The organism is Defluviitoga sp. (assembly GCF_035349255.1).
Lineage (GTDB): Bacteria > Thermotogota > Thermotogae > Petrotogales > Petrotogaceae > Defluviitoga.
Genome location: NZ_DAOPSE010000001.1, coordinates 158,546 through 183,294, shown reverse-complemented (window position 1 = coordinate 183,294; position 24,749 = coordinate 158,546). Strand labels below are relative to the sequence as shown.

The following is a 24,749-nucleotide window of genomic DNA, read 5'->3' as shown; positions in this document are numbered from 1 at the left end:
TATAAAAAAATCCTATTATTTGTACATTGCTAAACACACTATAGTATTTTACTTAATTGAATTATACCAGATTTTTTTAAAAAAGGAAAAAAATAAATTAATATAAGTTATACAAAAGTATAAACCTTATTTCTGCCAACTTTTACCAATAGTTACGTCTACTTTTAAAGGCACCTCTAATTTTACTGCGTTTTCCATACAATATTTTACTGTTTTTGCGACTTTGTTAGCTATTTTCTCGGGTAATTCTATTAATACCTCATCGTGAACTTGGAGTATCAACTTTGCTTCTTTTGGTAGTTCATTGTATAAATTTATCATGGCTAATTTCATTATGTCAGCTGCGCTACCTTGTATAGGAGCATTTATAGCTATCCTTCTTAATTCTGATTTAGAAGTTTTGATATTCTTTAAGAACCTTTTTCTTCCAAAAATTGTTTCAACGTATCCGTTTTGTTTGGCTAATTTTAGGCTTTCTTCCTGACTTTCTTTAACTTTTTTGTAGGTATCAAAATATTTGTTAATAAAATTCTTAGCATCTTCTACAGATATTCCCAAATTTTCTGAAAGACCATATGCTGAAGAACCATATATGAGAGCAAAATTAACAGTTTTGCCAATTCTTCTCATATTTTGGTCAACATCTTTTAAATCTACGCCAAATATAGCAGCCGCCGTTAAGGCATGTACATCTTTATCGTTTTTGAAAGCATCGATTAGAGTAGGATCTTTCGTTATATGAGCTAAGACTCTTAATTCTATTTGTGAATAATCTGCGCTCAAGATACAATAACTGTCTTTTTGAGCTTTCAAAGTTTTTCTTATTCTTTCCCCTTCTTCATCTCGAATTGGAAGATTTTGTAAATTTGGTTCACTACTACTTAGTCTTCCTGTAGCGGTTCCAGTTTGGTTGAATGAAGTATGAATTCGGCCGGTTTTTTTATTTACTAATTTAGGAATGGCTACTATATAAGTAGATAGAAGCTTTTGATATTTTCTATATTCAAGAAGTTTTTCAATTATTGGATGATCGTCTTTCAAAGCTTCTAAAGAATCTGCATCGGTAGAATATGATCCACTTTTAGTTTTTCTCTTTCCTTTTAGACCTAAATGATCGTAAAGCAATTCTCCTACCTGTTTGGGTGAATTTGGATTGAAATTATAACCTGCCATCCGTTGCATTTCAGAAAGTAAACTATCTAATTTTTTATTATATTCTTCTTCTAGTTCTTTTAATTCCTTTAAATCAAAGTAGACGCCGTTAACTTCCATCTCTGCAAGAACATTAATGGTCGGTATTTCAATCTTTTCAAATAACGGAATCAAATCGAATTCTTCTAACTTGGGTTTCAACACTTCAAAGAGTCTATATGCAATGTCAGCATCTTCCCCAGCATAGTCAGCAACTGTTTTCTTATCCATATCACCTAAGGTTAATAATTTGAGATCACTTTTGTTATTGTTCCCCATTATTTCTTTATATTTTGTCGTTTTATAATCTAAATATTCCTTTGCAAGATCATCGAGATTGAATCTTCGACTATCTGGGTTCAAGAGATAAGCAGCAATCATAGTATCAAAGTAAAGTTCTTTTAAGTTAAATCCATTGACCTTCAAAACAGAAACATCGTATTTTAAATTTTGTCCAACTATCTTCTTTTTTGACAATATATTTACTAATTCTTCTGTTATTTCCCATCTCTTATCTTCTTTGTATAAATTTAAAAAGTAAGCTTCAAATGGCTTAACGCATATAGCTACTCCCACTAAATCAGCTTCATAAGGATCCAAAGAAGTAGTTTCAAAGTCTACAGAGATGATTTCATTTTCTTCAATCATCTTGAAGAATTTTTTATAATCTTTAATTGAAAAGATTTCATATTTACCCTTTACCGAATAATTCTTTTTTGGTCCTTGATCTTTGTGAGAAGTATTATTTTCGTTGTTTTCTGATTCGGCTAAATCCAGTTCTTTCAAAATAGAGTTAAATTCTAGACGAACTAGCAATTCTTTCAACCCTTTTTCAAAACCTCTATAGACAATTTCTTCATCCTCATAAATATCTTCTATAGCTGCATCAGTCATTAATTGAACTAATTTTTTGCTTAAGAATGCTTCATCTTTTTGTTCTTCGAGCTTTTTTTTAACGGCTCCTTTTATTTTGTCCAGATTGTTATAAATGTCTTCTAAACTTTTAAACTCTTGAAGGAGCTTTTGAGCAGTTTTTTCACCAATACCTTTAACTCCTGGAATATTGTCTGATGCATCTCCCATAAGAGCTAATAAATCAGGAATTTTTTCAGGGGGTACTCCCATTTTGTTTTCCACTTCTTTTGCGTCGTAAAGAATGATTTCACTTATTCCTTTTTCTGGTCTTAAAATATAGACGTTATCTTTTACCAACTGCATCATATCTTTGTCAGAAGTAATAATGTATACTTTGTCATAAATGTCCTTTTTTTTCTTTACAATGGATGCGATAACGTCATCCGCTTCATAGTTATCCATAGCAATAACTTTAATACCTAATTTTTCAACAATTTCATAGATATAAGGTATCTGTTGAATATATTTTTCTGGTGTTTCAGGTCTTTGTGCTTTATAACTTTCAAGAAGTTCATTTCGGTAAGTGGTTGTCTTTTTATCCATAACAAAAATAATAGAGTCTTCATCTTTTTTTACATATGTTTTGAGTAATTTTAAAAGCATTCTGGTAACTCCGTAAATGGCATTCGTAGGGAGACCATCAGATGTACTCATCCAGTCCCCTAAAGCGAAAAAAGCTCTATAAGCGATTCCAGATCCGTCTATTATATATAAATTTCCTATTTTACTCACCTTCTTTTCTTTTTTTACTGTTCATGTCAATGGTTATTAATCTAAATTTTCCAGTTTTTGGATCGGGTGTTAATTCAGGAACAACTTCTATTTCAAAGGATACATTTTTCATCTTTTTTTTGTGAAGAATGTTGTTTAATTTTTTTTGGACATTTTCAATTATTTTTAGCTTTGAAGTTTTAACGTCTTCAGAAACAACAATTTTAAAGGTGAAAGATGTATCGCTGGTTTGAACAAATTGAAAGGCTGTTACTCCTTCTACAAAGATTTCAGCTATTACTATTGGATGAATGAAGTCTTTATCCCCATCTTCGTTTATAAATGATGGTATTATTTCGCTTCTACCTATTATTTCGTCTACTTTTGTGAATGGCCAAACTGCATTTTCATCTTTTAGTTCTCGAAAACTATCAGACAATTGATATCTTACTAGAGGTTGAGTATAATTATACAGATTTGTTAAAAGAGAACCGTTGTCCTGGATTTCAAGCCATATAGCGTCATCGTAAATGTACATCCCGTCAAGATCTTCGCGAGATATCCCCATTGCTAAAGACTCTGAGGTTGCATAACAATTAGACAACTCTGAATTGCTCCAAGTTTCTTTAATAAGAAGTTTTGTATCTTTTTGTAAAATTTCCCCTCCTGTTACAATATTTTCAGGGTGAATATGCAAGGTTCCTTTTTTTTGGAGTTCTGCCAACACTTTTATTCCATTTGGATATCCTGTTAAAATTTGAGGTTTAAACTCATTCAAAGCTTCAACATAATTTTTTAAAGGTTTATTAATGTCTAATACGAGATAATCTTTATAAAAAAATTGTTCGATTTGGTTTAAAGGAGATAAGAAAAGACTAATTGCGGCATAATGTCCATCAGCTGCTCCCAAAAAGGCATATTTTTTTCTACTGATAGTAAAATTGGGAAAGATCCTTGTTGATATTGCTTTAATAAAATCCCATTCTTTTTTGCTATATATGTAAAGTCCGACTTTGCCGCTAGTACCTGAACTATGAATCACATAGTATTTATTGAACAATAGTGAAGTTGGATCAGGATTCTCAGACAAAAATCTTTCAACACTTCCCCTGTTTAATCTCTTATCAATAAAAAAATTATCAAAATTATCCATCAAAATAGTTTTATTTATCAAGGGTACTTCAGTAATATAGATGTCTTCTAAATCTTTTCTCCTTATTCCAAATGAAGTATAGTATTCTTGATAAAAAGGAATATTGTCAAAAGCATATTTAACTAGTTTGTTGAATTGTGTTTTTCTCAAATTTAAAATTTCTTCTCTTGTTTTTAATAAGTTTTTCCTCAGAACGTTATAGAAATAAACTGTTCGCATAAAGCTCATTTAATATCGAACTCTTTTAAAAAATGATCTAAATATTTTTCATCATATATAACAAAGCGAATGTCTCTTAATGACGTGGGATTTTGCTGAATAAAATCATGAGTAGCGCTAAAATATACCTTTGTCGCTTTTTCGATTGGATAACCAAAGATTCCAGTACTAATTGCTGGTAGTGCTATAGAGTCGAGTCCCCGCTCATCTGCTTTTTTTAATGAATTATAGACAGCTCTATATAGAAGAGTTTCTTCATTGTTGCTTCCACCTTGCCATACAGGACCTACCGCATGAATTATATATTTACATTTCAGGTTGCCTCCACTAGTTACAGCAACGTTCCCTGTTTCTATGCTCCCAAATTTTTTTACGTATTCGTTGGATTCTTTTTGTATAGTAGGACCGCCTTTTTTTGAAATTATGCCAGCGACTCCTCCACCATGTTGTAATCTCGAATTAGCCGCATTAACAATTGCATCAACTTTTTCTTCGGTTATATCTCCATGTATGAGTTTTATGGATACGTTGCTTAATTTAATTTCTTTCACTAATTTGTTCATTCAAATGACCTCCAAATCCTAAGCTATAAATATCTAACAAATTTTATCTCTAATTTTACAAAATTAACTAAATAATTATACTAGAATTTTATATTGTTAATATTATAACAGATTTTGAATAGTAAATTTTTTCAAAGAAATGAAGTTAACTAATTCAATTAACTTGTTATTTTTTCAAAATTAACAGTAAAGCAATCAAAAAAAATGATCACAATGATAAAATTTTACAAATACAATTAGGTAGGTTTAATTTAAATGTATATAAACTTTTGGCTGAGAAAAAAAAGATATCTTTTAAAATATATAGAAGTAAAAAATATCATATTGCTAAGTATTTAGAAAGCACTTGTTTTTATAGGCAGGTGCTTTTTTTGTTGTTCAGTTTAAGGATTGTTTTTTACTTTTAAAGTAGAAATTGATGTTCAACTTGGTCCGTTTTCTTTAGTATTACCTCATACAATGAAAGGGGAAATAAATTATGAAAATACTTATAAAAAATGCTAATGTAGTGTCTCATTCAACAAAAGGAATAAAAAATTTAGTCGTAGAAAATGAAAGAATAACTGAAATAAGCGACAAAGAGATAGAAGGCAATTTTAATCTGGTCATGGATGCAAAATTAAAAACTATTATTCCTGGATTAATCGATATGCATGTACATCTGAGGGATCCAGGTTTTGAAGAAAGAGAAAATTTGGAAACTGGTTTAAGAGCTGCTTTAAATGGTGGCGTGACTTCTGTTGGAGTGATGCCAAATACCGAACCTTGTATTGACAATCCTTATCTTGTAGATTACCTGAGTCTTAAATCAGAGAAACTTAATATGGCTAAATTGTTTTCCATAGCAGCTGTAACAAAAAAGAGAGAAGGAAAAGAACTTGTTGATATGGTCAAGATTAGCAATAGAGGCGTTATAGCTTTTAGCGATGATGGTGATCCTGTTGAAGATCCATTGATTATGTTAAAAGCTTTAGAAATCGCTAAAAAACTTAAAAAACCTATTATTAATCATTGTGAAGTGAAAGAGCTATCAAAACTGGGATATATGAGAGAAGGCTTTTATTCTCATTATTACGATATTCCTGGTGTGCCCGATATAACTGAATCGATAATGGTTGCTAGAGATATAGAAATGGCTAGATATGCTCAATCTCATGTTCATATAGCTCACCTTTCTACAAAATCTTCAGTAGACTTAGTAAGACAGGCCAAAATAAAAAATATTCCTGTAACGTGTGAGGTTACTCATAATCACCTTCTTTTTACTGACAAAAGTATTTCAGATTATTCTCCCAACAAAAAAGTCAATCCTCCACTTCCTACAAATGATGATCACTTAGCTCTTATAGAGGGAATAAAGGATGAGACCATAGATATAATTGTAAGCGATCATGCACCTTATACAAAGGAGGAAAAATCTGTAGATTTTGCTAAAGCTCCTTATGGAATTTCAGGATTAGAAACTTTACTTTCTTCTCTGATATTAATTTCAAAGAATTACGATGTAGACTTTTCTAAATTGATTGAAAAAGTAACTTATGTTCCAGCGAGAATATTTGACTTAGGCTTGATAGGAGATGTGAAAGAAGGGTATCTAGCTGATTTAGTATTGTTAGATCCTGAAAAAGAATGGCTGGTCGAAGAAAAATCTCTCGTTTCGAAAGGGAAAAACACGCCTTTTTTAGGTTCTTTGTTACCAGGCAAAGTAGAAATGGTTATGGTCAGAGGAGTAATTAAAATTTTAGGAGGAAGATTTACGTGGAATTAGCTAAGGTTGTAGAAAAGAAAATAATTAAAGACTATTTTGTTTTAAAGGTAGAAACAAAGGGACCCTTCAATTCACAACCTGGTCAATTTGTTATGATAAATTTTTTAGATACATTTAACTTACCCAAACCCTTTTCGGTGATGGATGAAAAGGGTAATTATTTAACTTTTTTGATAAAAAATGTCGGACCTTTTACTGAAAAACTTGCTACTTTGAAATATGGAGATTTTCTTCTGATAAGAGGACCATATGGAATTCCAATAAGAAATAAGATTGATTTAACCAAAAAATACATTCTCCTTGGAGGAGGTTGCGGTTCAGCTCCTCTAATTTATTTTTTAAAGGAATATCCTTTGTTAGTAAAAGAGACCTTTTTCTCTTTCAAAGAGAGCTATGTCCAATCAATTCTTCCTGATTTAAAATTGTTCATAGATGATAATATAGGGAAAACCCCTGTGGAATTTTTATTTCAAAATAAAGAAAAGTTAGAAAATTCCGGGATGATCCTGTGTGGAAGTAAAGGGTTATTGAAAAGTTTTTTTGACGTATTCCCATATATGAAAGATTGGTCGTATGTGTCACTTGAAGAAAATATGGGATGTGGTACTGGTTTATGTAAAGGTTGTCCTGTCCAAACTGTGGAAGGAGTTAAAATGGTGTGTAAAGACGGACCTATTTTCAAGGCAAATGAGGTGAATTTAGAATGGAAGTAGATGTCCTTGGAATCAAGTTTAAAAATCCTATAATCATCGCCTCAGGTCCAGGAGGAAATGGTAAAGAGTTAATTGATTACATTGATCTTTCACAACTTGGAGGATTTACAACTAAAACCATTACTTTTAAACCTAAGATAGGTAATCCCCCACCAAGAATTATAAACATAAAGAATGGAGTTATAAATTCGATTGGTCTAGAAAACTCGGGTTTTGAATCTTTTTTAAAGGATGATGTTCCATTTTTAGAAGAACTTGATACGAATGTTATTGCAAGTATCGGCGGTTATAACACCGAAGAATTTTGTTATATGATTAAAAGTCTTAACCATACTAACATTAAAATGTTCGAATTGAATCTTTCTTGTCCAAATGTTGATAAAGGGGGAGATACTATTTTAAATGATCTGAGAGAAACCAAAGAAATTATAAGGCGGGCAAGTAAGATAACACAAAAGCCTTTATTTGTAAAACTTGGTATTGAAGGAAATTTAGAACAACTAGCCAAACTTGCAATTGAAAATGGTGCCGACGGTTTAGTGCTTATCAATGCTCCCAAGGGAACTAAAATTAACTTAAAGAATGAATCAAATCCTGAAGAACTTTTACGTGGTTATGGAGGCGTAAGTGGTCCAATAATAAAGCCTTTGGCGTTGGGCTGTATCTACAGAGTAAAGAATATTTTTCCCAATGTTCCTATAATAGGAATGGGTGGTGTTGTCTGTAAAGCCGATGTTCTAGAATTTTTAAAAGCAGGAGCTACTTTGGTAGGAATAGGTTATGGAGTAATGATGGATCCTGAGTTACCTATAAATATTATTAGAGAATTATGACAAGAAATAATTTTTGTTGGAATCCTGTTAAAACTTGTTCGTCTAGATAAATTGTTCGAATGATTAACAAAAAATTGAGATTTCAATCAAAAAAGGTATATAGAAATTAATTAAAAAACGCATTTCACAATTTTCTCAAAAAATAAAATAAGCTTCTCAGAGAATTAATTTTTTAGTAGTATAATATTGTCAACTACACAATTGTGGGAGGCTTTTTATGGAAAAGTGGATTCGAATAATAGGAGCGAGAGAGCATAATTTAAAAAACATTGATATTCAAATACCTAAAAACACATTCACAGTTATAACTGGTTTATCTGGATCCGGTAAATCTACCTTGGCGTTAGATACTATATATGCAGAGGGTCAAAGAAGGTATTTAGAATCGGTATCATCATATGCTAGACAATTTTTAGGAAATTTGAAAAAACCAGATGTTGAATTAATAGAAGGTCTTTCCCCCGCTATTGCAATTGAGCAAAAATCTGTTAGCCATAATCCTAGATCTACTGTTGGAACTATAACTGAAATATATGATTACATAAGAGTTTTGTTTGCAAGAGTTGGAAGAGCTTATTGTCCAAAGTGTGGAATACCACTAGAAAGTTCCACAGTAGATGAGATTGTTGATAATATTTATAAAAATTTTAAAGAAGAAGCCAGATTATACATTTTTGCACCAATTGCAAAGGAAAAGAAGGGTGAATTCAGAAAAGAAATTAACAACATGAAAATTTCTGGATTTAAAAGGCTAGAGATTGATGGAGAAATTTATGACCTTGACGAAGTTGATTCATTAGCTAAAACTGTTAGACATACAATAAATCTATTAGTTGACAGGATAAAGTTGAGAAAGGATAACTTTGAAAGGATATATGAAGCAGTTGAAATTGCTTTAAAAGAAGGAGAAGGCTTTGTAGAAATTAGAGAAGTAGATAAAGATGAAAAAGTACTATCAGTTCAAACATTTTCTGAGAATTTAGCTTGTCCAAAATGTGGATACAGTTTTCCTGAAATAAATCCAAAACTCTTTTCATTTAATAGCCCGTATGGAGCATGTCCAGAATGTCATGGCTTAGGTTTTAAATTAGAAGTTGAACCAGAGTATATATTCGATATGAATAAGTCTCTTGAAGATGGTGCGGCCATGAATATGGGCAAAGACACATTCATGGTTAATATGATGAAGGAAGTTGTTAGAAGTTATGGAGAAGATCCCTCGAAAAAGTTAAAAGATATGCCCCAGAAGGTTATAAATGCATTATTATATGGTACAAACAAGGAAATAGACTTCTCATTTTCAAAAAGCAATGGAGAGTTATATGAGTTCACAAGAGGATTTGAAGGTATGGTCAATTGGTATGAAAGAAGATATAGAGAGACTGATTCAAAAGACATAAAAGCATGGATTGAGAACAATTTTATGATTCAAAAAACATGCCAAACATGTCAAGGAAAAAGACTTAGAGAGGAAGCTCTGAGTGTTAAGATTAACAATCATAATATTTACGACATAACCGAAATACCTATAGGTGAGTTGAAGGTTTTTTTTGAAACACTTAAATTGAGCGAATTTGAAATGGAGATTGCAAAAGAGTTACTCAGAGAAATAAAAAGAAGAGTGACTTTTTTAGTTGATGTCGGTTTAGATTATTTAACTCTGGGTAGAAATGCAACTACTCTGTCTGGAGGTGAATCACAAAGAGTAAGACTAGCTACACAAATTGGTTCGGGTTTAACAGGAGTAACATATGTGTTAGATGAACCTACAATTGGACTTCATCAGAGAGATAATGACAAACTAATCAATACTTTAGAAAAGCTTAGGGATTTAGACAATACTGTAATAGTGGTTGAACATGATGAAAATGTGATAAGATCTTCGGATTATATAGTAGATTTAGGACCTGGAGCTGGTGTCAACGGAGGAAGAGTAATTTATCAAGGTCCTACTAAAAAGTTAATAGAAAACCCAGGAAATTCTTTAACAGGGAAATATTTAGCAGGTCAAAAAACAATAGAAATATTAGATAAAAAGAGGATAGAAAAAAATCAATTTCTGAGGATTATAGGTGCTTCACATAACAATTTGAAAAATATAGATGTTGAGATACCTTTAGGAAAACTTGTTGTAGTAACTGGAGTTTCGGGTTCTGGTAAATCTTCGTTGATTATGGATACTCTATATCCTGCACTCCAGAAGGAGTTGTACAATTCCAAAACAAGACCTGGTCGATACAAGAAAATTGAAGGATTAGAATATGTAGATAGTGTAATCTCAATTGATCAAAGTCCAATTGGTAGGACCCCTCGTAGCAATCCTGCTACATATACAGGTGTATTTAATTTTATTAGAGAAGTATTTGCCCAAACTCCTGAAGCAAAGATAAGGGGATACGACAAAGGAAGATTTAGCTTCAATGTTAAAGGCGGAAGGTGTGAGGCATGTAAGGGTCATGGAGTCTTAAAAATCGAAATGCAATTCTTACCTGACGTTTATGTCACATGTGATGTATGTAAAGGTAAGAGATATAATAAAGAAACTTTGAAGGTTACATATAAAGGAAAAAATATTTCTGATGTTTTAGACATGACAGTGGATGAAGCTTCAGATTTTTTTAAAAATTTACCAGCAATAAATAATATACTTCAACTTTTACAAGATGTAGGATTAGGATATATTAGATAAGGGCAACCTGCGACTACTTTGTCAGGCGGTGAAGCTCAAAGAATAAAATTAACTTCAGAATTAAGAAAAAAATCTACGGGAAACACGGTGTATATTCTTGATGAACCTACAACGGGTTTGCATTTTGAAGATATAAAAAAACTTCTTAAAGTCCTTAATTTATTAGTTGAGAAAGGGAATACTGTTATTGTGATTGAACATGAATTAGATATTATAAAAAATGCTGATTATATAATAGATCTAGGCCCTGAAGGTGGAGAAAATGGAGGGCGAATTGTTGCAATTGGTACCCCTGAAGAAATAGCAGAGAGCGGTTCATACACAGGTTATTACCTAAGGCAAGCTTTAGAAAAAAGCAATAATAAAGTCGTGAATAAATAAAACAAAGCCCCGTGTACGGGGCTTTGTTTTATTTGTCTAATTTTACTCCATTTGTTCTATATATCTATCAATTTTTTTAATTTCTTTTCTAATAGAAAAAATAATAATCAACACCAAAGCTGTCACAGTTCCTAAAATAATCAAAGAGGTTAAAAACATTCCCATTTCTTTAAAAATCCACATAAGACCTTCTTTTACCATAATATCGTAAAAGAGAAGTAAACCAAAAATAGCGACTGCATATCCCATGGTAATACTTTCAATTATTAAAATTTCTTTTCCTTTAAAAACTTTGTTGGTTTGAGAAACGTCTCTGTGTGGATCTGAAAGAAAATATCTGGCACCAATCAGTGAAGAATAGTAAAGTAAAATTATTGTTGGAATAATTAGAATTAGTTCAAATATATTAAATCCAAAAATAAAAAAGTAAACAAGAGAGATAGCCAAAAACTCAATGGAAAAGATACTAGAAGATACCAAAACTTTTGAATTAACCATGGTTTTTGTTGAGTAAGGAAACAGTTTAGGAACAGGCCATATTTTTATTTCTTCTGCAAGCATCATAGAAGTAATTAGTGAGGTATAATTAGCTGCAATTATCATAAACAACATTGCCAGGTAGCTTAAATTATTAATGCCAGCAAAAGAAAAAAATATCGGAAATATTAACGGATAAAGCATCATAAATATTAACTGAGAATTTCTAAATAATAACTTTATTTCTTTTTTGAGAAGAGGCTGCCTGCTAGTCTTAAACTTTTCTATTTTATTGACTTTTGATTTCTTTCTTGAAGTTGAGAAATCCAGGTTACTTGAAAATTTATAAATAAGATAAAAGACTAACACAGAAATTACATAAATGAATATCAAAGAAAAAACATTTCCTCTTGAAGACTGCATAAATTGTGTGTGAGGCCAAATAGGAGACATGAAAATTTTGATGCTGTTTCCAAACATTTCCAAAATATCTTCTGGATTGGAGCTCATTTTTTGCGGTAAAATTTGTGGAACAAGCACAATAAGTATTATTACAATAAAATACATCAATTGACTTAGGCGTTTTGCTGAAGTCTTTCCAACAAAAAATGACATTATTAATCCAACTAACAGGGAAATTGAAAATAAAAACAATAAGAAACCAATTGCTGATAAGATGGCAAAAAATATATTTGCTCCTTCTGTAACTAGATATAGGATGATCATTGAAAAGACAGCTGAGCCAGCCATTCCTGACATAATAAAACTATCAATTGATGCAGAAAAAAAGATTGTAGATCTTTTTATGGGCATGGATAAAAGTAGAGTTATCATATCATTATCATATAACGATGTGATTATTAGTGGGGCAAACTGCAGGATAAAAAGCGCTGAGGACATTAGAAAAGCTGGAGCTAATAAAAGATCTAGCAAGGTACAATTAAAGTTCATTCCTAGTTGAGATAAAGGAATGTTAAGGTCAACACTTTTTAATGAAAAAATCATTGTAGGTACAATAGCAACGATAAAAATTACTGGTACTAAAAAATACCCTAATAATATCGAAGCTACACTTGGTCGAACAATCTGACCTTTTCTATTTCGTTTGGGTCGTGCTTTGTTTTTGTATGAAAATTTGAGAAGAAGCATTAAATCCTTCATTTTTTACTTTTACCCCCTATTATGAAACAAGATTTTTAGTGCGTTTTTTATTTTTCTGAAATTTCCCAACTAATAGCCTGTCACTGTTAAATATTAATATAGTGATTATTATCATTATTGCAGCGAAGATACTAGAATAAATAATACCAGATAGGACAAGAGCGTATTCTTTTAACATCAAAGATTTCATAGCCATCATCGGGTGTGAGAAAGGAATAATAAAAATGAAAATTTTGATAAAAGTAGGCATTGTTGAAAAATCCATAAACATTGTCATAAGCATAGAAAAGATTGCCAATACAGTTACTGGAAAGAGCAAAGATTGGGCACTCTTGTAATCTTTGGCAAAAGAACCTAACGCCAAACATAGTGATAATCCTGCTAAAAGTGACATGAAAACAGAGAGTCCCATAAGTGTGTAATCATAGATATTAAGGGTTAAATTATATGCTTGTAAATCTACCACACCGGAAAAAGAAAAAGACTTCATGTAATAAGTCATTCCAACCATGTAAATAGCTGCAAGAATTAGTCCACTTATTGTACTTGCAATTATTTTACTTAAGATTATATAATTTCTCTTTACGGGTAGAGTTAACAAAGTTTCTAAGGTTTTGTTTTCTTTTTCTAATCCCATTGAAGAAATAATAGATGATCCTGACATCATAATAATCATCATAATTAGTGTTGGTATGAGATAAGACTGTGTGCTAAAAGTATTGATGAGTTCATTAGGAGATAGTCCTCTAAATTCTTTTTCTTTCAAGAACGTAGTTTGGGATGTTGTTAAAGGATTTAAGATTAAATTAGGATCTAAATCTAGTTCTTGTGTAATTATGATCTTAGATATTTCTTTTTCAACAGCATTTAAAACATAATCTAATACATCTGACGAAATACCATCAAAAGGACCAACTCCTTGAACAACCCAATTGATGTTGAGTTTACCCTGTTCGTTGTTATAAATGGAGTCAGAGAAATCAGAAGGAATTTCAATCAAGGCAATTCCCTTTTCAGCAATTACCTCTTGTAAACCAGCACTTTTGTCAGAACCATTGTAAATAATATCAGAAGTTTCCTGTAAAATTTGTGTTGAGATTATACCAAATATACCATTGTCATTATTAATTAAGCCAATAGCCGGTTTAACTTCAAGCTTTTCTTCTATATTTCCAACACTTTGACCGATCATAGCAAAAACGAATGACATAGCAGCTATTGAAATAATTGAACCGATCGTCAAAACTTCTTTTAATTCTTTCTTAAACATGTTAAAAAACATTATTTAATCACCTCGATAAACACATCTTCAATATTTGGGGCTTGGTATTTTTCTTTTAATTCTTTTGGAGTTCCAACTTCAACGATTTTTCCTGAGTTTATTAGAGCAATTCTGTCACACATATATTCTACTTCTAACATATTGTGCGAAGATAGTAAAACAGCTTTTCCGTTATTAACGCTTTCTTTAATTATTTTTCTGACTTCACGTGCATTAATAACATCTAACCCTGAAGAAGGTTCATCTAAAATTGCTAATTTAGGTTCTGTCATCATAGCTCTAGCGATTAATAGTTTTCTCATCATTCCTTTGCTATAGGTATCAATTTTTGCATTTATTCTTTCATTAAGATTTGCAATTTCAATACCTTTATCTGTCATCTTTTTTAAACTATTTTTGTCTTTGGTGAAAAATTTAGCAACAAACTCCAAATATTCTTTTCCAGTTAAATTTCTATAGGCACCTGCATCCTCCGGTAAATAACTAATAATTTTTCTTACATGAGATCCTTCTTTTTTTACGTCATAACCATAAACTTTTATATATCCCGAGGTGATTTGAATTAAAGTTGAGATTGTTCTTAAAGTTGTGGTTTTTCCTGCACCATTGGGGCCTATCAATCCAAAAATTTCACCTTGACGCACTTCAAAAGAGATATTTTTTATTGCCTCAAAATCCCCGTATTTTTTTACCAAGTTAGACACTTCTAGAGCTATCATTAGTTTCCCCCTTATTTATTTCCCTTTTTATGGATGTAATTTAAGGTAAATTCGATTATTGTTTTTATAGATCTTTGATGATATCCATTATTTCTTCTCCGCCAGTTAGTTCTAAGAATATATCTTCTAAACTTGTGCTACCTGTTTTTGATAGAGCACGTAGTTCTTCAAGTGTACCTTCTGCAATTATCCTTCCGTGGTCTATTATTCCTATCCTATCGCACATCTTTTCAGCTATTTCTAAAATGTGAGTAGTGAAAAAGATACAGCAACCATCTTCTTTATATTTATGTAGTATTTCTTTAAGTATTCTGGTAGCTTTTGCGTCTAAACCTACCGTTGGTTCGTCTAAAAAAATTACTTTTGGTTTCCTCATTAAAACTGATGCAACCATTAATTTTTGTTTCATACCATGTGAATAATCTCCTATAAAATTGTTTATGTAGTCTATATTGAAGGCTTCACAAATTTCTTCAAACCTGTTGTAGACTTCTTTGGAATCTAGTTTATAAACACTTATAATAAATTCAATAAATTCGCTACCCTTAAGGTTCTCATACATTTTAGGTTCATCAGGAACGACACCTATGTTTCTTTTTATTTCTAATTCATAATCTTTATAGCTTTTATCCATTATTAGAACCTCTCCAGAGGTTGGTTTTAGAGTGCCAGTGAGCATACGTATAGTAGTAGTTTTTCCTGCACCGTTTGGTCCTAGAAATCCATAAATTTCACCTGGTTTAACAAGTAAGTTGATTGAATCAACTGCCGTAAAATCTTTAAACTTTTTAGTAAGATTAATTGCTTTTATCAATTCTTTAACCCCCTTTAATAGTTTTTTAACTCATTTTATTTACGCAAAGTTATTCTGTTTTCCAAGAGACATCAAAACTTCCTTTAGCTTCTTGTCCTTTTATAATAATGTTGTATGTTCCTTTTTCAACAGCATCTATTTCAACAGTATTGGTTTCTGATTGATCACCGTCGAAAATAGATTCCCATATAATTTCATGGGAGGGACTTTGAATACCGATATATAAAATACCGTCATTGATTTCAACTTTGTATTCAATAATTATTTTTTGCTCAGTTTTAACTCTAACTGTTCCATCTTTTTGTCCCGAAAACAGAGTGAAATGATATGAAATTCGAAAAGGTGTTTTACTACCTGCCATACCAATACTAATTTTACCTTGTTGTTCACATCCAGTGAACATAAAAAAAGAAACGAAAACGATGGTTAGAAACATCTTTAAAGGTACTTTCGCCTTTTTCATAAACATCACTCACCTCAAAAATTATTTGTTTCACTTTAATAACTTTTGGTCAATTATACACCTTAATAAAACAAAAAAATAAGTGCTTTCTTCAAACTCCATATTAATTTAACAATGATTTAACTGCCATGCTCTGATGGAATAATGAGCAGCGTTTGAAAGCGCTATCGGTATAAATAATTTCAATAAAAAGTTTTGATTAATTTTAATTAATTATAGATAAATTTTATCTATGTATTCTTTAATAATATTCTTCGATTCCTCAAATTTGTTATTTTCTTCTTTATTCAATGAAATATTAACGATTCGTTCTATTCCATCTTTATTTATTATAGCGGGGTATCCAATATAAACATCGTCTACTAATACCGATGGAGTATATACCCTTCCTTCATTTTTTATTATAGTTTCTACAAGAGCCGTAGTGGCAGATGCGATGCCATAGTTAGTAGCTCCTTTTTTTTCTATTATCTTATACGCTGAATTTTTGACCTCTACAAATATTTCTTCTAATTGCAAGTTACATCGCTGCTCAAAAGGACAATTTTCACAAAACTTTGTAATAGGGACTCCACCAATCATAGCCGAACTCCATACTGCTAATTCAGAATCTCCATGTTCACCTATTATATAGGCATGAATGCTCATAGGTGAAATACCACAATTGTAACCGATTATTGCTCTTAGTCTAGCGGTATCTAATATAGTACCGGTTCCAATTACTCTGTTAGATTCAAAACCTGTTGTTTTCCAAACAACATAACTCATAACGTCAACTGGATTGGTAATATTTATAATAATACTATTTGGAGAATATTTTTTGATATTTTCAGATATTTCTTTAATTATTTTAGCGTTCTTCAAAACCAGGTCTAGTCTTGTTTCACCAGGCTTTTGAGCTGCACCTGCAGTAATTATTACTAGCTTCTTAACCATTTCACAGTTTCTTGTGCAACTTTTTCTCTTTCTATATCATTAACAACGACATGTCCGCTTTTTTCGAGAATCAAGAAAGTTTTCTTCGATTTAATGTTATTTTCAATTAGATCTTTGACATTAAAAGGCACTGCGTCATCCTTTTTGGAAAGTATTACGAAGGTATCAGAAGTGATCTTTGAGAGATTTTTTAGAGATAATTTTTGAAGTTTGTAAAGATCTGCTGCTTTCGAGGGCCAATCATAATTCCAATACTGTTGAGCAAGATAGTTTAATCTTTCATCTTCAAAAACAGCAGGATTATTTTTGGGTACCTTCTTAATGAAATATTTAAAGAAAGGTGTCAACTTAATTCTCCAGTCAGTAGCAATAAATGCAGGCGCAGCTAAAACAATCTTTTCGGGCTGAAATTTTTCAGCAATTAGCGCAGTCAAAACTCCCCCCATTGATAATCCTAACACATATACTTTTTCATAGTAGGATTTTAAATTCAAGTAAGCGTCCAATGATTTTCTTAGCCAATCTCGCCAATTAGAGTTCAAAAAATCCTGTGTATTGGTTCCATGTCCAGGAAGGCGAGGTATGTATATTGTGAATCCAGCTTTATTTAGCTCGTTTCCTAAATAGTACATGTCGTGTGGAGAGCCAGTATATCCATGCAATAATAAAACAGACTCTTTTAGCTCACCTTTTAGATAAAGTTCTTTAGAGATAGGTGAAACATTTGTACTTTCGGGTATTTTTTCAAAAAAACTCAATTCTCATCCCTTTCTTTCAAAATTTAGTTTAGAAAAATAGCTTTAATGAGATAATTTCTGAAAAAATAATATTCAAATCTTATATATGCTTCTTTTCATTTGAGCATCTCTTTAATGCTATAAATTAAAAATTCGATTTTTTATATTTGCAAAAAAGTTATTTTATATAAATTCAATTAATTTGTTATATTCTTCTTGAGTAATATATTCTTCAGTAAGTAATTTATTAAGTATTTGTTTTGCGATTTCTTTATTTTTAATAATAGTTACTTCTGCAAAAATCGTACTATATTTTTCTTTATCATCCATTCCTTGTATTTTTTTTATTAAATCATTATATATTTCATTTAGGTTCTCTTCTTTTTTTTCTTTAAAAGGTTTCATTTTGGGTTGGTCTAATTCTTTTTCTTTAAGCTTATCACTTTGAATTGGCTCGGTTTCTATTTTACCAAAATTTCCCGATGGAACGGGGATTGGATATTTACCACTGGCAGTACCATCTTCAATGTAATGCATAGTAGTTTCTCTTATCAAGAAAAAGAGCAGCAACCATTCATATATATCCAAAGTAATAATTCTAAGGAGCATAGCTGTATTCCCGTTTCTTAATTTTATAAAACGGTTTTTTACTAGATTATGAGAAATTTCTGATTCTTGAAGTTGCCATTGATCTTTAACTATCCTGTTAATCATAGTAGCGTAGGATACCCAGCTTAAAACAAAAAAACCAAAGAAAACATAGAAATACCAGTTAGGAATAGAGATAGTCTGCCATTCCTCAAAAGGTATATTTATTAGCTCTCTTGCTAATAAAGAATAAAAAAGCGATATTACAACAATTGATATGATGTACATTATAAACCAAAAATTGGCGACTTCTTCCTTTATGTCAGGAAATTGCCAATTGTTAGCTTCATATACCTGTTTCATTATCTTGATATGGGTGTTCCGGTTTCTTATTAATGCATAGTAAGTAAAGAAGAGAATAATCACACCTAAAAATTGTAAAAAGGGTATGTATTGAAAAATGAATCCCAGTAAAAGTAAGAAAGGCCTAACTATTATCATATTTTTCTCCTCCTTATTTTGGTAATGTTTTCACAAAATACGTTTTGCAAAGGTCAATTTTTCTAAAATCTAAGTCCTTTTTATTATACTACAAAACTTTACGATAAACACTCTTTTTGCTAATAATAATCCCATAAACTCGCTAAAATATATTATTAAAATATATTATACTGATGAATTATTAATATTTACAAAAATTTATAGTATTAGAATTAAAAATTATCAATGTGCTATAATATATTTGAAGGCGGTTAGTCACGCAGATGTTATAATATTTCTTCTATGAAATATTAATGGAGGAATTTATATGGAAGATTTTGGAGACAAAGAATTTAAAGACTTTTTAAACAAGATGTATGAGCAGTATCCCGAACTGCAAAACTTTAATTTAGATTTTTTGAAAGAAGCTGACTCTTCTGAAGCAGAAGAGATAGTTAATGTTTTGAGGTTAGCTTCTTTTAAGTTTAAAGAAGCAGAAATAACAGTTAAACCAGAAGTTGATGCACAGCTTGATTATAGCATAGAAGATTTAGAGGTTAATTTAGAAAATTTTTTAGAAACAATAACAATGTTTCCATTTGCTTTAACCATTAGTAGTGATCTTTTGAAAGATAGTGGGAGCGAAATAAAAGGCAGTTTGAAAGGTAGATTTTTGGGTATGTATGTCAATTTAAAATACAACAATATTTATGAGCTATTATCGATAAAAAAAGTTGGAGCAATGAAATTAGCGAATTTGTTGAGAAATAATTTTTTTAAGTTCTTACCTCTCAAGGATGGGCTGTATTCTTATATTAAAACAGTTATAGAAGCATATTTAAAATATACTGGGCTTGAAAAACATTTTGAAATTGAGGAAATTCGAGAGTTTAACATGGTGGTTAAGCTAAAAAATACTTTTGGGATTTCTTTGGAAGAATATTTTGAAAGTATCCTAACAAAGGAAGAAGCTGATAAATATTATATGATGAAAGCTTACTTGATTAGTGAATTTTCTATCGCAATAATTGAGTAGTTAGCGATCAGTAATAGATTAATCATATATATTTTTATTGCTTAATAAGGTGCTTAAGTAAAAAGTAATGAATATAATAATTACATTTAGTCCACTGAAAGCTGTCGCTTCCTGGTAGAATCTAGAGGAAGAAAGAGAATAATTTACTATACTTGCTAGAGGAAAATAATCTCTTATCTGCATCGTATAACTAATAGTGAATTCTCCGTATATTATTGCAAAAATTTGTAAAAATGAACTTAGAAACGCTGAAAATAATAAAGGCAATTCGATTTTTGTAAAAATTTTAAGTTTATTAGCTCCGTCTACTTTAGCTGCTTCTATTATTTTCTCATCGAAACTTAAGATTGGCTGGAATAAGAAGGAATATGCAAGAGGTACACTTATTAAAAAATAGCCAAAAATTATTAAAATAAAAAAAGGAATATTGTATAAAATGTTTAGATACAACAAAGCCATACCCAAAAACGCGGAAGAAATTCCAAATGTCGACATAATAACTATATTAACTATTTTATTGCATTTTTTTAATAAAAGATAAGCAGCTATTATTGCAAGCATCCCTGTAATAGCTGAAACGAGAAAAGAGTTAAAAATAGACTGAATTACAGGAAACCGAATGTTTAAATCTTTTGAAAAAAGATTAATAAAACCTTTTAAGTCAAATTTCATAGTTATAAAATTAAAAAAAGATGAAGCAATACCTATTAAAACCAAAGAATACTCAAAAATAAGATAAATAATAGAAAATATAAAGCTTATTTTTCCAGTTTTTTTATGGATGCTATATTCAGATTCATAGTATTCAAAAATATGAGGTTCAAACTTTGACATAAAAATGTTTATTAATGTAAGAATAACGAATTGAATAAGGGCATAAGATAGTGCTTTAGAAAAATCTAAAGTTCCTCTCAATGTAGTTGCAATTGCAACTTCCAAAGTTGAATATTTAATGCCACCCAAATTTAGAACTATTGCAAAACTTGTGAAATTGTAAGCAAACACCAGAAAAAAGGCCCTTGATATAGAAGGTAGAATCAACGGGAGTTCTATATAAAAAAATGTCTTAACTTTTCCCGCTCCCTCTACATAAGCCGACTCTTTTAAGCTCTCTGGAATTCTTCTTAATCCTTCTGAAATGTACTTAATAAAAATTGGTGAGTTATAAAAAACGTGAGCAACTATGATGGCTGTAAATGTGAACATTATATTAATATTTATCCCAATTTTAGCCAACAATCCTATTTGAGAGTACAATAAAGAAAAAGCTATAACTGCAGAGACAGGTGGAAAAAAGAAAGGAATAAAAATTGAATTTTCAAGGAATTTAGCTGTGATTCCTTTATTTTGAGCTGCAAAATAGCTAGGTAAGAGAGTTATTAAAAAAGAAATAGCTGTTGATAAAAGAGATTGATAAAAAGTAAAACCAAGAATCCGCAATGTTTGCGGATTCATTATATTTATTAAATCTTTAGGATGAAAAAAATCTTTAAATAAAATCAAAAAAGGAAAAAGTAGCAATAGTAGAAAAATTATCGCAAATAAACTATTTCTTCGAGGCTTTTTCATCGCTAAAAAATTAATTTCTCCCATTCTTTGAGCCAAGTATCTAAATTTTTTGAAATTTCTTCTGCGGGAATAGTGAGAATTTTCTCTGGTATTACTGCGTATTGGTAAACTTCTGGTAACTCAATATCAGTTACAGGAAACATCCATTGATTTAAAGGGACTTCTTTTTGAAAATCTTCTGTGAGTAGGAACTCTAAGAATTTTTGCGATAGCTCTAAATGTTTCGTTCCGTTTACTATTCCTGCTCCTTCGATTTGTACATAAGCTCCTTCAGATGGAATGAAAACTTTGTTTTTGCTTGTTCCGTAATAATATTGAGTATAAGCGTTGTCTGTAGCATAGCTAACCATCATTGGTGCATGGCCTAACTCAAATAGAGAAAATGCGTCATCCCAGCTTGGAGTAATTGATAGGATAGCAGGCGCTAATCTTTTCCAAAAATCTTTCCAATTATTTTCGTAGACTGCTATTGTCCACAATAAAAAAGCTTGCCCCGGGCTTGATGTTCTAGGATCTTCTATCAATAATGCTTTTTTATAATTTGTTAAGTCTTCGAAAGAGACTAATTCATCTTTAATTTTTTCTGGATCATAGATTATAGCAATAGCTCCATAATCATAAGGGACTACATAAAAATCTTGATCCATAATGAGTTTCGGATCTTTAATTTTTTCTATATTTCTAGGTTTATAGGGTATCAAGAGGTTTTCTTCTTTAGCCCTTAAGGTTAAAGCTTGATCTAAACCTATAACCACATCGGCTCTTGGATTCCTTTTTTCAAGAATCAATCTACTAAGAACATTCCCAGCATCCCCCAATTTCACCACTTTTACTTTACAATTGTTCAGTTCTTCAAATTTTTGGACGGTTCCTTGCTCAATCCAGCTTAAACTTTCGTATACATACACTACTAGTTCATTGGAAAAAGCTATAGAAAGAAGTAAAATGGAAACAACTATTACAGTGCCTTTTTTCATCAAAACCACCTCTTTTAATTAATGAAATTGACAATTAAAAATAAAAAGCCTGCTTTTCTCCAGGTAATGAAGAAAGCAGGAACACTTTATTTTAGGTTAAATTAAGTTAGAATACTCAACTAAGCCTTCCTACGCCAGTATTACCTGGATCAGGTTCTGGGGTCGATGTGTTAAATTAGCACATCCTCTCAGCCTTCAAGCTCCCCCGGCAATTTAATTTTTAAATTTTCTTATAAAAATTATATCACATAAACAGAGAAAAGAACAAATATAGTTTATCGCTCAGCATATAAATAAAAATTAATGTATAATATAAAAGGTGATTGCTTATGCGAAAAATTTTTATTTTCACATGTATTTTTTTGAGTTTAATCAGTATAATTATTATTCTATTATTTTTACCAAAAGAGGGAAAAAGTAACCCCATAGAAAAATCGAATCAATTAATAAGAATTGAGGATGTTAACGGAAATAACTATCCCGATTTTTTAGAATTAGATACAAAGGATAGTCATTCATTCAGCTATTGGTTTAACAGTATAATTTTGAATATTATTAATGGATATATAACATTGCCTGAAAATTATGAGGATTGTGCAGGACTAATCAGATTTGCCTACAAAGAATCTTTAAAAAAACATGATCAAATCTGGATAAAGGCCACAGGTTTTAGAGGAGTCGTTAAAGAAGATGTTCAAAAATATAACTATCCAGATATTCCTTTCTACGGGACAAATATTTTTAAAGTTGATAGAAAGAGCATTACTCCTGACAGTTTCTCTAATTATGCTTCTGCAAGAGTTCTTGTAGAAATGAACATGGATTTCTTGTCTAAAAATATTGAAGTAGCCGAAAGCGGAGATATTTTAGTATTTTTTCACCCAGAAGACCCACAATTTCCTTACCACGTAATGGTGTATTTTGAAGATCCTGTAAGTTTTGAACAGTATTCAATTTATCATACGGGTCCAATTGATGTATTTAATAAAGGTGAATTTCGAGTCGTGAAAACAAAAAATTTGTACAAAGCAGATCCTACTTGGATGGCTGTTCCAGAGAATAAAAATTTTATGGGAGTTTATAGATTTAAAATATTAAATTATTAACAAAAAATTTAATTATCAAAAAGTGACAACTGCAGAGAGTTGGTTTGTTTTTTAGAAGTAATTAATTTTTTTACAATCTCTGGATTATTATATATTTTTCCATAGTATTTACCGTTGCAAGTTATAAAATACTTAGCCCTTTTTAAAACCACACCTATATTTTTAAGATTATCAAAGTTCAGAGAAGATTTTTTTCTTGAAGTTACGATCTTCTTTGCCGATTTGAGCCCTATTCCAGGAACTTTTATTAAAAGTTCATAAGGGGCTGTATTTATTTCAATTGGAAACATATGATAATTTCTCAGTGCCCATTTGGTTTTTGGATCCAATTCTTCATCTAAAAATTTTTCCTCTTCATTCAAAATGTCACTTGAAGAAAATCCATAACATCTTATCAGCCAATCGGCTTGATAAAGTCGATGTTCTCTTAGTAAAGGGGGATTTGTAATATTTGGCAAACGAGGATCTTCGTTTACTCTCTGAAAAGCAGAGTAGTAAACTCTAGTCAAATGAAAATTTGAATATAGCTTTTCCACAAGTTTTATTATGTGAAAATCGCTCTCAGGAGAAGCTCCTATAACTAGCTGAGTTGATTGACCACCAGGAATAAAAATAGGACTATTTTTGTATTTGTTTTTTTGTTCTTTCGATTCTTGATATTTTTTTCCCACATAATTCATTGGAGTTAAAATAGAACTTTTATTTTTGTCAGGAGCTAAATAAGTTAGACTTTTTTCAGAAGGTAATTCTAAATTAACGCTCATCCTATCAGCATAGAATCCGGCTTTCCTGATTATCTCTAAATCAGCTCCAGGAATGATCTTGAGGTGAATGTACCCAGGAAAATTATGTTCTTCTCTTAATTTCTTAGCAGTTAAATAAAGCATTGTCATAGTCGTATTTGGTGAACCAAAAACAGCTGAACTTAAAAAGAGACCTCTAATTAACTTTCTTTTGTATAGATTCAAGGTTAAACTTATTAACTCTTCCATTTTAAAAGTTGCTCTTGGAATATTGTTGCTTCTTCTATTTATGCAATATGCACAATCATAAATACATGAGTTAGAAAATAAAACTTTTAATAACGGTGCACATCCTCCGTTTGATGCTCTACTTTAGTAAATACCTCCTGGAGTATTATTTTTCTCTAAATTCATTAAGGTGGTGCTTATTGAAGGTTCACTAGCAACATCAAATTTTGCAGAAGAAGACAATATTTTAAACTTGTCTTTTAAATCCATAATTTCCATCACCTTTCAAAATCTTAC

General features: G+C 30.8%; 19 protein-coding genes, 2 pseudogenes and 1 riboswitch. Of the genes and pseudogenes, 6 read left to right on the top strand and 15 right to left on the bottom strand.

All coding sequences use genetic code 11. The features are described 5' to 3' along the window. Nucleotides 1-126: 126 nt before the first annotated feature. From polA to PKN74_RS00810, 3 genes are read right to left on the bottom strand one after another with little or no spacing between them, the layout of a single operon-like run. Nucleotides 127-2,838, bottom strand: a complete 2,712-nt coding sequence (polA, locus tag PKN74_RS00820; RefSeq protein WP_472307603.1) for a DNA polymerase I — start codon at nucleotides 2,836-2,838, stop codon at nucleotides 127-129. Continuing rightward, the gene (locus PKN74_RS00815) at nucleotides 2,831-4,198 is read right to left on the bottom strand and encodes a phenylacetate--CoA ligase family protein (RefSeq protein ID WP_472307601.1); all 1,368 of its coding nucleotides are present in this window, start codon (nucleotides 4,196-4,198) and stop codon (nucleotides 2,831-2,833) included. The genes polA and PKN74_RS00815 overlap by 8 nt, the downstream gene beginning before the upstream one ends. After that, a complete protein-coding gene (locus PKN74_RS00810) occupies nucleotides 4,195-4,752 on the bottom strand; it encodes a macro domain-containing protein (protein WP_472307599.1) in 558 nt (185 codons plus the stop codon). The genes PKN74_RS00815 and PKN74_RS00810 overlap by 4 nt, the downstream gene beginning before the upstream one ends. 478 nt (nucleotides 4,753-5,230) lie before the next feature. Between PKN74_RS00810 and PKN74_RS00805 the strand changes: the two genes are divergently transcribed. From PKN74_RS00805 to uvrA, 4 genes and pseudogenes are all read left to right on the top strand, one after another. Beyond that, nucleotides 5,231-6,520, top strand: a complete 1,290-nt coding sequence (locus tag PKN74_RS00805) for a dihydroorotase (RefSeq protein WP_472307597.1) — start codon at nucleotides 5,231-5,233, stop codon at nucleotides 6,518-6,520. Then, on the top strand, nucleotides 6,511-7,233 hold the full coding sequence (locus PKN74_RS00800; protein WP_472307595.1) for an iron-sulfur cluster-binding protein: 723 nt from the start codon (nucleotides 6,511-6,513) through the stop codon (nucleotides 7,231-7,233). Before PKN74_RS00805 ends, PKN74_RS00800 begins: the two co-directional genes overlap by 10 nt. Further along, nucleotides 7,224-8,066, top strand: coding sequence for a dihydroorotate dehydrogenase (locus tag PKN74_RS00795; protein WP_472307593.1), 843 nt, complete (start codon nucleotides 7,224-7,226; stop codon nucleotides 8,064-8,066). The genes PKN74_RS00800 and PKN74_RS00795 overlap by 10 nt, the downstream gene beginning before the upstream one ends. 217 nt (nucleotides 8,067-8,283) lie before the next feature. After that, nucleotides 8,284-11,136, top strand: a pseudogene (gene uvrA, locus PKN74_RS00790) (excinuclease ABC subunit UvrA). A gap of 42 nt (nucleotides 11,137-11,178) precedes the next feature. Here the strand turns inward: uvrA and PKN74_RS00785 are convergent. The 8 genes from PKN74_RS00785 to PKN74_RS00750 form a co-directional block, all read right to left on the bottom strand. Continuing rightward, a complete protein-coding gene (locus PKN74_RS00785) occupies nucleotides 11,179-12,774 on the bottom strand; it encodes a hypothetical protein (protein ID WP_472307591.1) in 1,596 nt (531 codons plus the stop codon). 19 nt (nucleotides 12,775-12,793) lie between these two features. Next, nucleotides 12,794-14,056 carry an ABC transporter permease gene (locus PKN74_RS00780; protein WP_472307589.1) on the bottom strand — a complete coding sequence of 421 codons (1,263 nt, stop codon included), beginning with the start codon at nucleotides 14,054-14,056 and terminating at the stop codon, nucleotides 12,794-12,796. Beyond that, nucleotides 14,056-14,775, bottom strand: a complete 720-nt coding sequence (locus PKN74_RS00775) for an ABC transporter ATP-binding protein (RefSeq protein WP_045087023.1) — start codon at nucleotides 14,773-14,775, stop codon at nucleotides 14,056-14,058. Before PKN74_RS00775 ends, PKN74_RS00780 begins: the two co-directional genes overlap by 1 nt. A gap of 64 nt (nucleotides 14,776-14,839) precedes the next feature. Beyond that, nucleotides 14,840-15,589, bottom strand: coding sequence for an ABC transporter ATP-binding protein (locus tag PKN74_RS00770; RefSeq protein WP_472307587.1), 750 nt, complete (start codon nucleotides 15,587-15,589; stop codon nucleotides 14,840-14,842). A 49-nt stretch (nucleotides 15,590-15,638) separates the two neighbouring features. Continuing rightward, nucleotides 15,639-16,052 carry a hypothetical protein gene (locus PKN74_RS00765; protein WP_472307585.1) on the bottom strand — a complete coding sequence of 138 codons (414 nt, stop codon included), beginning with the start codon at nucleotides 16,050-16,052 and terminating at the stop codon, nucleotides 15,639-15,641. A 213-nt stretch (nucleotides 16,053-16,265) separates the two neighbouring features. Then, nucleotides 16,266-16,988, bottom strand: a complete 723-nt coding sequence (locus PKN74_RS00760) for a lactate/malate family dehydrogenase (RefSeq protein ID WP_472307583.1) — start codon at nucleotides 16,986-16,988, stop codon at nucleotides 16,266-16,268. After that, entirely contained in the window at nucleotides 16,973-17,746 is a 774-nt protein-coding gene (locus PKN74_RS00755) for an alpha/beta hydrolase (RefSeq protein ID WP_472307581.1), read from the bottom strand. The genes PKN74_RS00760 and PKN74_RS00755 overlap by 16 nt, the downstream gene beginning before the upstream one ends. A 162-nt stretch (nucleotides 17,747-17,908) precedes the next feature. Beyond that, nucleotides 17,909-18,814, bottom strand: a complete 906-nt coding sequence (locus tag PKN74_RS00750; protein ID WP_472307579.1) for a hypothetical protein — start codon at nucleotides 18,812-18,814, stop codon at nucleotides 17,909-17,911. Between the two features lie 307 nt (nucleotides 18,815-19,121). Here PKN74_RS00750 and PKN74_RS00745 point away from each other — a divergent pair, with 307 nt between their 5' ends. Next, entirely contained in the window at nucleotides 19,122-19,829 is a 708-nt protein-coding gene (locus tag PKN74_RS00745) for a hypothetical protein (protein ID WP_472307577.1), read from the top strand. An 18-nt stretch (nucleotides 19,830-19,847) separates the two neighbouring features. Here PKN74_RS00745 and PKN74_RS00740 read toward each other — a convergent pair whose 3' ends face one another. Both PKN74_RS00740 and PKN74_RS00735 read right to left on the bottom strand, forming a co-directional pair. Continuing rightward, nucleotides 19,848-21,422 (bottom strand): ABC transporter permease, encoded by a 1,575-nt coding sequence (locus PKN74_RS00740; RefSeq protein ID WP_472307575.1) that lies wholly within the window; start codon nucleotides 21,420-21,422, stop codon nucleotides 19,848-19,850. Then, nucleotides 21,401-22,375 (bottom strand): thiamine ABC transporter substrate-binding protein, encoded by a 975-nt coding sequence (locus tag PKN74_RS00735; RefSeq protein WP_472307573.1) that lies wholly within the window; start codon nucleotides 22,373-22,375, stop codon nucleotides 21,401-21,403. Before PKN74_RS00735 ends, PKN74_RS00740 begins: the two co-directional genes overlap by 22 nt. Before the next feature lie 109 nt (nucleotides 22,376-22,484). Continuing rightward, a riboswitch (TPP riboswitch) is annotated at nucleotides 22,485-22,592 on the bottom strand. A 112-nt stretch (nucleotides 22,593-22,704) separates the two neighbouring features. Here PKN74_RS00735 and PKN74_RS00730 point away from each other — a divergent pair. Beyond that, nucleotides 22,705-23,481: a DUF1175 domain-containing protein gene (locus PKN74_RS00730; protein ID WP_472307571.1), complete on the top strand. Its 777-nt coding sequence runs from the start codon at nucleotides 22,705-22,707 to the stop codon at nucleotides 23,479-23,481. An 8-nt stretch (nucleotides 23,482-23,489) separates the two neighbouring features. Here the strand turns inward: PKN74_RS00730 and PKN74_RS00725 are convergent. Beyond that, nucleotides 23,490-24,578 (bottom strand): annotated as a pseudogene (locus tag PKN74_RS00725) (putative DNA modification/repair radical SAM protein); the annotation flags it as partial. 18 nt (nucleotides 24,579-24,596) lie between these two features. Then, entirely contained in the window at nucleotides 24,597-24,722 is a 126-nt protein-coding gene (locus PKN74_RS00720; protein WP_472307569.1) for a hypothetical protein, read from the bottom strand. Nucleotides 24,723-24,749: the final 27 nt, after the last annotated feature.